The 13,914-nt window shown below is 32.3% G+C and carries 16 protein-coding genes; 9 read left to right on the top strand and 7 right to left on the bottom strand.

Annotated features, from left to right (window positions below; genetic code table 11):
• Nucleotides 1–137: 137 nt before the first annotated feature.
• The gene (locus tag HXZ69_RS05415) at nt 138–536 is read right to left on the bottom strand and encodes a DUF4296 domain-containing protein (protein ID WP_286495291.1); all 399 of its coding nucleotides are present in this window, start codon (nt 534–536) and stop codon (nt 138–140) included.
• A complete protein-coding gene (locus HXZ69_RS05410) occupies nt 533–1,255 on the bottom strand; it encodes a polyprenol monophosphomannose synthase (protein ID WP_280037302.1) in 723 nt (240 codons plus the stop codon). The genes HXZ69_RS05415 and HXZ69_RS05410 overlap by 4 nt, the downstream gene beginning before the upstream one ends.
• A 66-nt stretch (nt 1,256–1,321) precedes the next feature.
• Here HXZ69_RS05410 and HXZ69_RS05405 point away from each other — a divergent pair, with 66 nt between their 5' ends.
• The 3 genes from HXZ69_RS05405 to recJ are packed head-to-tail and all read left to right on the top strand — an operon-like array spanning nt 1,322 to nt 4,502.
• Nucleotides 1,322–1,996, top strand: coding sequence for a DUF4271 domain-containing protein (locus HXZ69_RS05405; RefSeq protein ID WP_221854394.1), 675 nt, complete (start codon nt 1,322–1,324; stop codon nt 1,994–1,996).
• Between the two features lie 7 nt (nt 1,997–2,003).
• Nucleotides 2,004–2,753, top strand: coding sequence for a uroporphyrinogen-III synthase (locus HXZ69_RS05400; protein ID WP_019974792.1), 750 nt, complete (start codon nt 2,004–2,006; stop codon nt 2,751–2,753).
• Between the two features lie 48 nt (nt 2,754–2,801).
• A complete protein-coding gene (gene recJ, locus HXZ69_RS05395; RefSeq protein WP_221854393.1) occupies nt 2,802–4,502 on the top strand; it encodes a single-stranded-DNA-specific exonuclease RecJ in 1,701 nt (566 codons plus the stop codon).
• On the opposite strand, the gene rsmI is transcribed toward recJ, so the two are convergent.
• The 4 genes from rsmI to HXZ69_RS05375 form a co-directional block, all read right to left on the bottom strand.
• The gene (rsmI, locus tag HXZ69_RS05390; protein ID WP_221854392.1) at nt 4,499–5,173 is read right to left on the bottom strand and encodes a 16S rRNA (cytidine(1402)-2'-O)-methyltransferase; all 675 of its coding nucleotides are present in this window, start codon (nt 5,171–5,173) and stop codon (nt 4,499–4,501) included. The genes recJ and rsmI overlap by 4 nt on opposite strands.
• A gap of 60 nt (nt 5,174–5,233) precedes the next feature.
• A complete protein-coding gene (locus HXZ69_RS05385) occupies nt 5,234–5,728 on the bottom strand; it encodes a DUF4252 domain-containing protein (RefSeq protein WP_038336746.1) in 495 nt (164 codons plus the stop codon).
• 61 nt (nt 5,729–5,789) lie between these two features.
• Nucleotides 5,790–6,071: a hypothetical protein gene (locus tag HXZ69_RS05380; RefSeq protein WP_219034042.1), complete on the bottom strand. Its 282-nt coding sequence runs from the start codon at nt 6,069–6,071 to the stop codon at nt 5,790–5,792.
• Nucleotides 6,071–7,807 (bottom strand): 1-deoxy-D-xylulose-5-phosphate synthase, encoded by a 1,737-nt coding sequence (locus HXZ69_RS05375; RefSeq protein WP_286495290.1) that lies wholly within the window; start codon nt 7,805–7,807, stop codon nt 6,071–6,073. Before HXZ69_RS05375 ends, HXZ69_RS05380 begins: the two co-directional genes overlap by 1 nt.
• A 71-nt stretch (nt 7,808–7,878) precedes the next feature.
• On the opposite strand from HXZ69_RS05375, the gene HXZ69_RS05370 reads away from it, so the two are divergent.
• Genes HXZ69_RS05370 through HXZ69_RS05355 form a run of 4 tightly spaced genes read left to right on the top strand, consistent with a single transcriptional unit; the run spans nt 7,879 to nt 11,516 of the window.
• Complete coding sequence (locus HXZ69_RS05370; protein WP_286495289.1) at nt 7,879–8,457, top strand: DUF3109 family protein; 579 nt, start codon at nt 7,879–7,881, stop codon at nt 8,455–8,457.
• An 11-nt stretch (nt 8,458–8,468) separates the two neighbouring features.
• Entirely contained in the window at nt 8,469–10,130 is a 1,662-nt protein-coding gene (locus tag HXZ69_RS05365) for a DUF6909 family protein (protein WP_125349979.1), read from the top strand.
• Between the two features lie 5 nt (nt 10,131–10,135).
• A complete protein-coding gene (locus tag HXZ69_RS05360) occupies nt 10,136–11,140 on the top strand; it encodes a Gfo/Idh/MocA family protein (RefSeq protein ID WP_219034045.1) in 1,005 nt (334 codons plus the stop codon).
• The gene (locus HXZ69_RS05355) at nt 11,121–11,516 is read left to right on the top strand and encodes an acyl-CoA thioesterase (protein WP_038336752.1); all 396 of its coding nucleotides are present in this window, start codon (nt 11,121–11,123) and stop codon (nt 11,514–11,516) included. The genes HXZ69_RS05360 and HXZ69_RS05355 overlap by 20 nt, the downstream gene beginning before the upstream one ends.
• Nucleotides 11,517–11,564: 48 nt before the next feature.
• Here the strand turns inward: HXZ69_RS05355 and HXZ69_RS05350 are convergent, their stop codons facing one another.
• Complete coding sequence (locus HXZ69_RS05350) at nt 11,565–12,086, bottom strand: acyl-CoA thioesterase (RefSeq protein WP_219034046.1); 522 nt, start codon at nt 12,084–12,086, stop codon at nt 11,565–11,567.
• Between the two features lie 174 nt (nt 12,087–12,260).
• On the opposite strand from HXZ69_RS05350, the gene HXZ69_RS05345 reads away from it, so the two are divergent.
• Both HXZ69_RS05345 and HXZ69_RS05340 read left to right on the top strand, forming a co-directional pair.
• Complete coding sequence (locus HXZ69_RS05345) at nt 12,261–12,662, top strand: hypothetical protein (RefSeq protein ID WP_286495288.1); 402 nt, start codon at nt 12,261–12,263, stop codon at nt 12,660–12,662.
• 156 nt (nt 12,663–12,818) lie between these two features.
• A complete protein-coding gene (locus tag HXZ69_RS05340; protein ID WP_219034048.1) occupies nt 12,819–13,901 on the top strand; it encodes an efflux RND transporter periplasmic adaptor subunit in 1,083 nt (360 codons plus the stop codon).
• Nucleotides 13,902–13,914 lie beyond the last annotated feature (13 nt).

The raw sequence follows: 13,914 nt of genomic DNA, 5'->3' as shown, positions 1-13,914 counted from the left end.
TGTAGTAACTACAATTTACTGCTTTTTAGCAGGTTGTACAACTTTTATATACAATCTAATACAAATGCACTACCGGTTATGTATACTAAAATATAGTAAACAAAAAAAAACTCAAGTGATTCACATGAGGGTTTTTGTTATTTTTCTGCTTTTATGGTATTATTTAAGCTATTCTTTTGATTTTTTTGACGCTCTTTTTCTTCGTCAGATAATTTATCTTCAAGATTTATTTTCACATCATTCAGCATTTCTTTGAATTTTTCAGGTTGCATCATATAATATTTGTAACTCTCAGAAAATTGATGAAATGTGATATCATAATTTTTCATAATATCTACCGCATCTTTTGCTAAATCGATACTTTGATCTTGATTTTGAATAGGAAACATCTGCAATCCTTGTTGACTAATATATAAATCAGTAAGAATATCAATCATTTCAGATTTACCGATGAGATCTTTTGGTTTGTCGTAATTTTTTGGTGCGCAACTAAAAATACTCAAAAAAATCAGTGATAAAAAGATCAAGTTTTTCATAATTTGCCAAATATTTTTCTTAATCGTAACGAAATTACACCAAAAACGGCTTCTCCAATAATATCAGAACTAATTTTTGATTCGCCTAAAGTTCTGTCTGTAAATATAATTGGAACTTCTTTTAGTGTAAATTTTTTAATCCAAGTTTTGTACTTCATTTCAATCTGAAATCCATACCCTTTGAATTGTATTTTATCCAAATCCAGAGACTTCAACACGTTTGCTCTATAACCAACAAACCCTGCTGTAGCATCATGAACAGGTAATCGCGTGATGATGCTCACATATTTCGACGCAAAATAAGACAATAAAACTCTGTTCATTGGCCAATTCACAACATTTACACCATTAGAATAGCGTGAGCCAATAGCTAAATCGGCACCATCTGCTAAAGCTTGGTATAAGCGAGGTAAATCATTTGGATTATGCGAAAAATCGGCATCCATTTCGAAAATATATTCGTATTTATTTGCTAAAGCCCACTTAAATCCATGTACATAAGCGCGTCCTAAACCATCTTTTGTGGTACGAATTTCTAAATGCAAACGTCCATTAAACTCAGGAATCAAACGTTTTACAATATCATTCGTTCCGTCTGGAGAACTGTCGTCAACAATAAGCACATCAAATGCTCCGTCAACAGCCAAAGCTGCACGAATAATGGCTTCTATGTTTTCTTTTTCGTTATAGGTCGGGATAATAACTAATTTGTCCGACATAAATATTATTTTGTGGGCATAAAGATAGTTATAAGATTGTTAGTCTTTTGTATTTTTGAAAAAATTATGAAAACAAACGATTTAATCTCGATAGGAAAAAATACACTTGGCAATGATACTGTTCTTATTGCTTTGACGGTGTGTTTGTTATTGGTTTGTGCAGCAAAATACTTGTTTGCGAAAAATTTCAAAACGCTAGATAATAAAACCGAATACATGAGTTTTACAGATGATAATACGACGTTATTTAGTTTTATTGTCAATGGTGTGACGGTTTTACTGATAAGTTTGTTGTTGGTTTCGTATTTTGATATTACGTATAATCATATTCCAAATTTTAAGTTTTATTATCTTTCACGTGTCGGAATTACCTTTGGTTTAATCAGTTTGATTATGCTCTTTAGGTTGATGATTGAGGTAATTTTTTATCGTGTTTTCTACGAATCTAGTTCTGTTTCATATTTTATGAAAAGTTCGAGTTTTGTTAATGCAAAAAATGTTTTACTCTTACTTATTATTTGTTTTTTGTTTTTTTACACACAAATTAACAAAGATTACTTGATGGTGATTGGCTTTATTTTGTTGTTTTTGAATAGAATATTCGAAATTTATCATATATATGCAAAACAAATAAGTGACAATAAATCAGTTTGGTATTATAATATTTTGTACCTTTGCACCCTAGAAATTTTACCTATAATGGTATTAGCAAAACTATTAATTGTAGGTAAAGTAATCTAAAATTACTATGAAAGTTAAATCAATATTAGTATCTCAACCTAAGCCTCAGGCAGAAAACTCGCCATACTACGAGATTGAAAAAAGAAATAAAATCAAAATTGATTTTAGACCATTTATCCAAGTTGTCGGAATAGACGCTAAAGAAGTAAGACAACAAAAAATTGACTTTAGCAAAGTGACTGCTGTAATTTTTACAAGTAGAAACGCTATTGATCATTTTTTTCGTTTAGCAGAAGAAATGCGCTTTACTGTTCCTGACTCTATGAAATATTTTTGCGAATCAGAAGCAATTGCATTCTATTTACAGAAATACATTGTTTACAGAAAACGTAAAATTTATATTGGAGAAAAAGTTTTTGCGGATATGGTGCCTTTATTTAAAAAGCACAAAGACGAAAACTTCTTATTACCAGCATCTGATGTTTTAAAACCAAATGTTCCTACTTTATTAGATAGTTTAGGATTAACTTGGCAAAAAGCAACTTTGTTTAGAACTGTATCGAGTGATTTATCTGATTTGTCTGATGTAAAATACGATATTTTAGTATTCTTTACACCTTCAGGAATCAAATCATTATTTGAAAATTTCCCAGATTTCGTGCAAGAAAATACAAGAATTGCCGTTTTCGGAAAATCGACAGTAGATCAAGCAAAAGAGATGGGATTACGTGTAGACATTGAGGTGCCAACACCACAAACGCCTTCAATGACAATGGCGTTAGATAAATACGTGAAAGAAGCAAATAAATCAAAATAATATTCGCTTTACCCTTCTCTCTAATTAAAAAATATGTAAATTAAAGAGATGGAAAAAAGATGGGAAATAAAAGAACAGCCCAATACTGAAGTTGTTAAGGATTTAAGAGAATCGCTTAACATATCTGAGGTGCTTGCTATTTTATTAGTCCAACGTGGAATTACGAATTTTGCTCAAGCCAAATCGTATTTTAATCCATCCTTAGACGAATTGCATGATCCTTTTTTGATGAAAGGAATGTCTGATGCGGTTTCACGTATCAAAAATGCAATTGATGATGAAGAAAATATCTTAATATTTGGAGACTACGATGTAGATGGAACGACAGCTGTAACTTTGTTTTACGAATTTCTGACTTCTATCTACTCGAAAGTCTTTTTTTATATTCCAGACCGAAATAATGAAGGTTATGGAATCTCTCAACAAAGTATAGAATTCGCTGTACAAAATAATATTTCACTTGTTATTGCTTTAGACTGTGGGATTAAAGCACACGAAGAAATAAAATATGCACAATCAAAAGGCATAGATTATATTATTTGTGATCACCATTTACCAGATCGTTCTGTGCCAAAAGCGTACGCTGTTTTAGATCCGAAACAAAAAGGTTGTCGCTATCCTTACAAAGATTTGAGCGGTTGTGGCGTTGGGTTTAAATTGGTACAAGCTTATACCGAGAAATTTAATCTTCCGAAAGAAAATCTTTTATCTCTTTTAGATTTAGTTGCAGTAAGTATTGCGGCTGATATTGTTCCGATTACAGGAGAAAATCGTGTATTGGCTTTTGCTGGTTTGAAACGATTAAATTCAGAACCTCGTTTAGCTTTTCAGCAATTAATTCCGACTAATATTAAAAATAATGTCAATATTTCGAATGTTGTTTTTTCTATTGCGCCAAAAATTAATGCTGCAGGACGTATAAAACACGGTTCGGAAGCGGTTCGTTTTATGTTGAGTACAGATGAAGAGGATTGCCGTAAATATTTGAATGATATAAATTCATTAAATAATGAACGCAAAACCTTGGATCTTGATATGACACATGATGCACTTTTTCAACTGGATCAAATTAATACCAAAGAAAAATATTCGACCATTGTTTACGATGCTTCTTGGAATAAAGGAGTAATCGGAATTGTTGCTTCTCGTTTGGTCGATTTGTATTATAAACCAACCATTGTTTGCACGAAGAATAATGAAGGCGAAATTGTATGTTCGGCTCGCTCTATTCAAGAGTTTGACATACATTCGGCAATCGAAAAAAACAAAGATTTGTTAACACAGTTTGGTGGACATATGGCTGCTGCTGGTTTGGCAATGAAAGAAGAAAACTTTGAAGAATTCAAGATTAGATTTGATCAAACAGTGAAAGAAATGTCGAATGGAAAACATTTTACGCCATCAATTTTGATCGATAAAGAGATTTCTTTTAAGGATATGACACGTTCTTTCTTGGAATCGGTGATGCGAATGGCGCCTTTTGGACCAGATAATATGAATCCTGTTTTTATTTCGAAGGATTTATTAGCAACGGATTTCCGATTAGTTGGTAAAGAACACGCGCGTTTGTACGTACATCAGCGAGATACACGTATTACGTTTCCTGCAATTGGTTTCAAATTAGGGAAATTTGGACCAAAATTAGAGAAAGGACAATCGTTTGATATGGTTTACACAATCGGAATGAATTATTGGCAAGGAAAAGGAACTTGGCAATTGAATATCAAAGATATTCGCTTCAACGATTAATGATGTCCTTCTATAACCAAAACCATTTCACCTTTTAAATTTCTTTTTTCAGCTATTTCGGCTAATTCAGTTAATGTTCCGCGTAAAGTTTCTTCAAATTTTTTCGAGATTTCGCGTGATAAACTTGCTTTGCGTTCAGCTCCAAAAGCTTCGGCTAAATCTTTTAATGTGCGTCCAATTTTATGTGGAGATTCGTAGAAAATCATCGTTTTCTTTTCTTCTACTAATGAATCTAATTTCGATTTTCGACCTTTTTTCACAGGTAAAAATCCAACAAAAGTAAATTCATTATTTGGTAATCCAGAAACAACTAATGCAGGAACAAAAGCGGTTGCACCTGGTAAACATTCGATTACGATATTATTTGCTACACATTCTTTTGCTAATAAATAACCTGGATCAGAAATACCTGGAGTTCCGGCATCAGTAATAATCGAAATGATTTGACCATCTTTTAGCTGACGAATAATATCTTCAGTTGCTTGATGCTCATTGTGCATATGGTAGCTACGCATTGGAGTAGAAATTTCGAAATGTTTCAGTAAAATACCACTATTTCGCGTGTCTTCTGCCAAAATCACATCCGATTCTTTTAGCACATCAACCGCTCTAAATGTCATATCTCCCAAATTTCCGATTGGCGTCGGAACCAAATATAATTTTCCACTCATGCGACAAAGTTACAAAGTAATTTCAAAAGAAAAAGCCAGCAAATTAGCTGGCTTCCTATATTATTTCAAAATATCTGCTAAATCTGCAATATCTTCAGCCGAAACTTTGTCCAAAATTTTGTCTAAATCTGTTCTAGGAATATCTAATTTCGAATCGATAACCAATACATTTCGTAAACCGTTAATTCCAAAAATCATTTTCTTAACTCGTCCGCCATCTTCTTGTAATGAAATGTTCAAACGGCTGTCTTTCGCTTTGAATTTTACTAAGTTCTCATATTTTTCACCACGCATAGATGACTGCAAATCATTCATGATTCTTTTTTGCTTTCCTTGTCCAGCATCTGAAACAACAAAAACTTTAGCCGATTTTAAATAATTAAATAAATCTGTTCCACCAGCTTTTCCAGCTAATTTCAACGCAAAAGAAGGTAAAGGAATTACAGTAGATTGATTATCATATTTTTTGTAGAATTCTTGCATGTTGCTTGTTGTACCGCAAGATTGCAATGTTAACAATACTGCTATAAAAGATAAACCGATTATTTTTTTCATTGTTGTTGTGTTTATAAATTAGAAAAAGCTATTACAACTCTCGTACCGAAAATTATTAAGTTTAAAAATATTCAATAATTCCTAAAACCAAATAGACAATTGAAGAAATTATCAGGAAAAATCCTATTATAATTCCACCTATTAATCGATTATAAGCTAAAACTTTAAAACCGTCTTTTAAATGGTCTAATTTATTTTCTCTTTTTACTGCATAATCAATTCCAAATTTAGGTTTCGATTTTTTATTTTTATAATATGGATAATAGAAAGGAGATATAAATATTAACATTCCTAGACCTAATAAAAAACCAACTAAAGCTTTTTCTAAATACTCATTTTCCATTACAAATAACTTTTTATCATTTCCAAAATTGATTCATCATCCAAACCAACGATTTCTTCTAATTCGGTAATCGAAGCGTGTTCGATAAATTCGTCTGGATAACCGTTGATTGTAATATTTCCTTTGTAATGTATTGAATTCAGAAACTCTAAAATTCCACTTCCAAAACCTCCTTTTTTAATCCCATCTTCAAAAGTTAGTATGGTAGAATATTTCAACGAAATAGCTTTTAAACGAGATTCATCTAAAGGTTTGATAAAAGGAAAATCAATCAAAGCAACTTTATCTTGAAGATGATTTTGGATGATAATTTCTTCGATTCGAGAACTAATCAATCCAGTCGAAAGAATTGCTAATTGATTTCCTTCAAAAATAATTTCAGATTTACCGATTTCTATTTTTTCGACTTTAGAATTACTTGTTTGGATATTATTTTTTGGATAACGAATTGCAAAAGGACGAGTTGTAAACTGTGCTGTATACAATAGATTTTTGAAATCTTTTTCGTTTCGAGGCGAAGACACAATCATATTTGGAATTTCGCGTAAATATGCTATATCAAAATAACCATGATGCGTTGCGCCATCTGTACCAACGAATCCTGCACGATCAATACAAAACACAACTGGTAGATTCTGTAACGCTACATCGTGTATCACTTGGTCGTAGGCACGTTGTAAAAATGTCGAATAAATCACACAATACGGAATGGTATTTTTCGTCGCCAGACCAGCTGCAAACGTTACCGCATGTTGTTCTGTAATTCCGACATCAAAAACACGTTCAGGAAAATCTTGATGACATTTCACCAAATTACTTCCTGTTAACATTGCAGGCGTTATCGCAACGATTTGTGAGTTATTTTCAAGTAATTGATGCATGGTTTCACCAAAAACATCTTGATACGATTTTTCTTTTTTCTTTGATTTTATTTCGCCCGTTTCTTTATCAAACAAACCTGGAGCATGCCATTTTACTTGATCGATTTCGGCTTTTTCGTAACCTTTTCCTTTTATTGTTTTGATGTGTAAAACTTTCGGACCTTTTATAGAATCAGCTTTATTGAAAGCATTTAATAATTCATCAAAATTGTGTCCATCAATTGTTCCAATAAAATTTAAACCGAAATTGGTAAAGATATTTTCGGATTGATTTTCTAAAGATTTAAAATGTTTTTTCAATCCACCAACCGAAGGATCAATTCCGATATCATTATCATTCAAAATCACTAAAACATCCAAATCTGTTGATCCAAGATGATTTAATGCTTCTAAACTCATTCCAGAAGTAATCGATGCATCACCAATAATTGCAATGTGTTTTCTATTGATTTGATTGATTTTATCTGCTGTTGCCATCCCAACAATTGCTGAAATAGATGTAGAAGAATGTCCCGTTCCAAATGTATCAAACTCACTTTCTATACGCGTTGGAAAACCAGAAATACCATCTTTTTGACGAAGAGAATCGAAAATTTGTTGACGACCAGTCAAAATTTTATGTGGATAACATTGATGACCTACATCCCAAATCAACAAGTCTTTAGGTGTATTGTAGTGATAATGTAAAGCAATCGTTAATTCAATCACACCCAAACTAGCACCTAAATGTCCTGGTTTTACACTCAAAGTATCCAAAATAAATTCGCGCATCTCGTGAGCTAAAGCAGTTAATTGAGACGCTTCAAAAGTCCTAAGTTCCTTAGGATGATTGATTTTTGAAAGTAGATTATCCATTATTCTTTTACAAAATTACATTTTTCTGAGGAAAATTCCGTACCTTTGCATGTTACAAAATTTAATGTAACATGTTCCAAATAGGAAAAACCCTTGTATCTGAAGAACTACTAAATGAAGATTTTGTTTGTAATCTGAACAAATGTAAAGGGATTTGTTGTGTAGAAGGTGACGCAGGAGCGCCTTTGAATGATGACGAACTAATTGTATTAGACGATATTTATGAAGATGTAAAACCTTATTTGCGTCCAGAAGGAATTGCGGTGATTAAGCAAGAAGGTAAGTACACAATGGATACTGACGGCGATTGGGTAACTCCATTAGTCAATAATCGTGAATGTGCCTATTTAGTTTTCGAAGAAAATGGTTTTTCAAAATGCGGTATTGAAAAAGCATACGAAGATGGAAAGGTCGATTACAAAAAACCAATTTCTTGTCATTTATATCCAGTTCGTGTTAAGGAATATTCAAATTTCACTTCTGTGAACTATGATGTATGGGATATCTGCTCAGATGCTTGTACCTTAGGAAAAGAATTGAAAGTGAATGTTGCAACATTTGCAAAAGATTCGTTGGTCCGAAAATTTGGACAAGAATGGTACGATGAATTAATGGCCATTCAACAAGAATTGAACAACCAAAAAAAGTAAAAAAAATTATTATGTCAATAACAAGAGCAAGAAGATCTACTGACGCTATTGAAAGATTATATATCTCTATGCGTCATTTATTTCATAGAGGAGTGTACCGTCCATCTGGTGCACCTGGAAAAATATTAAGAAATTTATTATTCGAAATTAATCCTGAAATCTACGGATCAATGACAGATCCAAACAAAGTAGAATTAAGTGGATTAATGTATGTTTTAGATCGTTTACCAGAAGGAATTGTAGAAACGCCATATGTGTCTTTTACATCTGACGAAGGCTATGATCGTTCTATTTTTACACCAATTATTCCTGCAAAACGTCGTCGTTTTTGTTATAGAATTGATGATGACCAGATGAATATCGAAATTTCTCGCGGTCGTTCTGACATTTATGATGTGTTAACGCACTTAACGTTTTTATATAACGAAGCGGATAAAATCAGAAATAGAGCATTTAGTAACGAAACACTTTCTAAAAGTAGAGCGTGGGAATTTATCGAAAATGTTGCATTTAATGAAGTTGAAATTTCTCGAAAAGAACGCGAAGTTGCTTTGATGCATTTATCGACGATTTTAGGAAGAACATTTGAAGAAACACAAGAAATTCATCATTATTTCAGTAAAGCAGACGACAAAGATTATTTTTTCCGTGTAGTTTATTGGATGGGCTATACTAGCCAACAAGATCGTATCGGAACAAAGAAACGTGAAATTACATTTACGTCAACTTTACGTGAATCGATTGGTCATCATATGATTGGAGAAAAATGGGCGAATGAAATCAAACGTGTATTATTCGAAAATAATCTTCAAGATAAAAACATTCACATTATTTCTGCTAATATGCATAGTGTGTCTAACATGTTGTATGCCTATGATGGATTAAAAAGAAAATACAAAAATGATGGTGTAGAAATTTACGAAGATTTGAGTGCGGCAAACAACAAAATGTTGCGTGATTCGTTAAATGAATACACTCAACAAAATGGTTTAGTTTACATCAAAGATCAATCAGGAACAAATATCGATGTTCAGATTATTGATTTATCTAAAGTAAACATTGCCAATTCTGCGTTTTCTTATGCAAAAGATAAGAACAATGAGGTGATTATTGTAATGGATTATGCCTTTGGTGAGCAAGCATTTGAGGCGATGGATGAGTTGTTGAAACCATACAAAGTAGGAGATGTAAAATTCAAAATGAATGTAAAATCTGTTGCGATTATGGGTAAAGCTGGTATTCTTGAAGGAATAAAAGGTGATATAATGATTGCGACAGCACACGTTTTCGAAGGAACAACAGATAATTATGTTTTTGATAACGAATTAACCGCTGCAGATTTCGAAGGACAAGGTTTAGGTGTTTACGAAGGACCAATGATTTCGGTTTTAGGAACATCATTACAAAATAAAGACGTTTTAGAGTATTTCAAAAATTCGTCTTTCCAAGCGATTGGATTAGAAATGGAAGGTGCGCATTATCAAAAAGCGATTCAGGTTGCGTCAAAAATTAGACATCACATTGATAAAGATGTTAAAGTAATGTATGCTTATTACGCTTCTGATAATCCGTTAGAAACAGGAAGTACATTGGCTTCTGGAGGTTTAGGATTAACAGGTGTAAAACCAACTTATCTAATCACACAAAAGATATTAGAAAAAATTATTAAATAAATTCAATGAAGAATTTTTCCATTTTAGGCTACGGTCATATTGGACGTGTACATCAACAAGCGATAGAAGAAACGGAAAATGCGCAATTAATTTCGGTGATTGATTTCAATTTACCAGAAGATTTACCTTTCAAAGGTTATTCAACACTTGAAAGTTTTCTGAACGAAGATCAAGAAACTGATGTTGTTGTGATTGCTACGCCAAATGGTTTGCACCGCGAACATGCGATTCGTTGTTTAAAAGCGGGAAAAAATGTTTTGATTGAAAAACCAATTGCATTAACTGTAGAAGATATTACTGAAATACTGAAAGTTGCTGACGAAAAGAAACTTAGAGTTTTTACGTCGATGCAGCTTCGTTTTTCTCCAGTTGTGCAATATGTAAAGAATTTGATAGATAATAATTCATTAGGGAAAATTTTCATGGTGAATATTAATTGCTATTGGAATCGTAACAAGAATTATTACAAGTTGCGTGAATGGCACGGAAACCAAGAAATGGATGGAGGTGTTTTATTTACTCAATTTTCGCATTTTGTTGATATCATGAATTTTTGGTTTGATGAGGTAATTTGTACAAATTCAAAAAGTTTCAATTTTACGCATCAAGAAGTGACAGAATTTGATGATTCGGGTTGTGTTGATTTTACTGCCGATGGAGCAATCGGACATATGATTTATACAACGTCAGTTTTCAATAAAAATTTCGAAAGTAATATCACGCTTATTGCTGAAAAAGGAACAATAAAGATTGGAGATCAATATCTTAATCAAATGATTTATTCTGATTTAAAAAATGTGTGTTGTTCAAACAAAATTTCTACTGAACAAAAGAATTTTCATCCTAACGCCATTGCCGAAATTTCTGACGCGTTAATCCGTCATAATGAATCTTTGTTAGATGGAAAATATGCTGTAAATTTAGTCAAGTTTATTTCGGATGCGAATCATTTGGCAACAGAAAATAAGCAAGAACTTAAAATAGAAAACTATGAAATTTCACACTCGTAAATGGGTAAAACCAGAAGATCTTAACCCAAACAAAACACTTTTTGGAGGAAAGCTTTTGGCTTGGATTGATGAAGAAGCGGCGTTGTATAGCATTGTGCAATTAGAAAATTCGCATGTTGTGACCAAATATATGTCGGAAATCAACTTTATGGCTTCGGCTCGTGAAGGTGATATTGTAGAAATTGGAATTGAAGTGGTGAAATTTGGAACAACTTCATTGGTTTTACAATGCGAAGTACGTAACAAAATGACGCATGAAACCATTATTACAGTCGATCGAATTACGATGGTAAATTTAGATGCAGAAGGAAAACCAAAACCACACGGGAAAACACAAATAGAATATGTGGTGGATCGTTTAGCTGGAAAAGGTTAAAAAATTATATCAATAAAAAAGTCGAAACATTGTTTCGACTTTTTTATTTTATTCTGTAATAAACAACGATTTTAATTCGTGTGCATCAGCAGGATTCATTCTGCCAGCCAAAATCAAACTTAATTGTTTACGACGCAAAGCAGCTTCATAACGCTCGATTTCTTGTTCAGATTCTGGAATTAATTCAGGGACTTGAACAGGTTTATTATCATTATCAACGGCTACAAATGTATAAATACCGCTATTTGTTTGGTTATAAACACAATTTTCGTAATCGTAAACATAGACATCAACATACACTTCCATCGATGATTTGAATGCGCGAGTTACTTTAGATTCTAACTTCACTGTACTTCCCATCGGAATCGGAATGTTAAACGCAACGTGATTGACACTTGCTGTTACAACCAAAAAACTTCCACCATGCATTTTCGCAGAAATAGAAGAAATTCTGTCCATAGAAGCCAATAATTCGCCTCCGAACATGTTTCCTAAGTTGTTGGTTTCATTCGGTAAAACCAAGTTTGTCATTACTGCTAACGACTCTTTTGCTGTTTTTGCTTTCGCCATAAACTTTTGTTTGTTGGGTGCAAATTTCAACAAAATATTCGAGTTTTGAAACAGTTATTATCGTTGTGTTAAGTATTTGTAATTGAGTTTTTTATTAAATCAATAAAATTTTATAGTTAAAAAATGTTAATATAGATTATTGTATTATTTCAAGTCTTACATTTGAACAGAATTATGAAAATGTTTATCACATACTTGCTGTCTGCTTTATTTCTGCTATTTTTTGCGGAAACTAAAGTGTTTGCGGGTACTCAACATTTTCAAGGAAATTTAACTTCGCAGACAGTTGTTAACGATAATACACATATTTATCACGCAAGTAAAATTGTTGAAACTAAATTTTCTAAAACTTCAAATTCAAATCAATTTCAAGAATTTAATCCAAGTATCGAAACGATTGATGATGATTTTCAGACATCAAACAAAATCGATTTAGAAACTTGTATCAAACTATTAAGTGTTGTTCTGGTTTTAAACTTTATGATTCAAGGTTTAAGAAAGAAGCACATCTTCTACAATAAAACCATCAAATTTTCGAGTTGTAAGTACATTTTGTTACGTACAATCAGAATTTGATTGATTTCTTAAATTTTTAAAATTACACCAAAAATTAGTGTTCAGTTCATGAATAGCTGAATGTTAACCAATTTTTGTATGTAATATTTTTTGGTAAAACTACTTCTGCCAAGAAATCCATTTCATCAAATTTTACATTTAATAGTTAGAAGAATTATGAAAAGAGTCGCATTATTTGTAGCTCTAAGTACTGTATTGTTGACAACAAGTTGTTCATCAAAAAAACAGGAAAAAGAAGAAGTGAAAGATTATCCAATCACAACGCCAATCAAAATGGATACGATTGTAGATAAGGATTATGTAGCCCAAATTCAATCGGTACGAAACATCGAAATTCGTGCGCAAGAAAAAGGTTATTTGCAAAAAGTTTTTGTGGATGAAGGTCAACATGTACAAGCTGGTCAATTGTTGTTTCGCATTATGCCTTCGATGTATCAAGCCGAATATTTAAAATCGAAAGCTGAGGTAAAAGAGGCACAAATTGAATTACAAAATTCAGCAACTTTGGCTGATAATAATGTCGTTTCTAAGAACGAAAAAGCCATTGCGCAAGCACGATTAGAAAAATCGAAAGCAGAAATGCAATTGGCTCAATTACATTTATCATTTACAGATATTCGTGCACCATTTTCTGGTGTTATTGATAGAATTCCTATGAAATTGGGAAGCTTGATTGACGAAGGAATGTTATTAACAAATTTATCTGATAACTCATCAATGTTTGCTTATTTCAACGTTTCTGAACCTGAATATTTAGATTATCAAACAAATATTCAAGATAGAGCGAATAAACAAGTTTCGTTGATTATGGCGAATAATAAACCTTTACCAGAAAAAGGTTTGGTAGAAACGATAGAAGGAGAATTTAACAACGAAACAGGAAATATTGCGTTTCGTGCACGTTTTGCAAATCCAAATCATCTGTTAAGAAATGGTGAAACAGGGAAAGTAAAAATGACAGTTCCGTTACATGATGCTTTATTAATTCCACAAAAAGCAACCTACGAAATTCAAGATAAAACCTATGTTTTTGTAGTAGATAAAAATGGTGTTGTCAAATCGAGAAATATCACGATTGGTCTAGAAATGCCTGATGTTTATGTGGTAGAAAGCGGACTTTCGGAGAAAGATAATATTTTGTTAGAGGGTGTTCAGAAAGTGAAAGATGATGATAAAATCAAAACGAAATTTATTGCACCAAGAAAAGTTCTTTCATCGTTGAAATTAAAATCAAACTAATCTAAAAAATTCA

Source organism: Empedobacter sp. R132-2, from assembly GCF_030324375.1.
Classification (GTDB): Bacteria; Bacteroidota; Bacteroidia; order Flavobacteriales; family Weeksellaceae; genus Empedobacter; species Empedobacter falsenii_B.
This window is presented reverse-complemented; position numbering and strand designations above follow the sequence as displayed.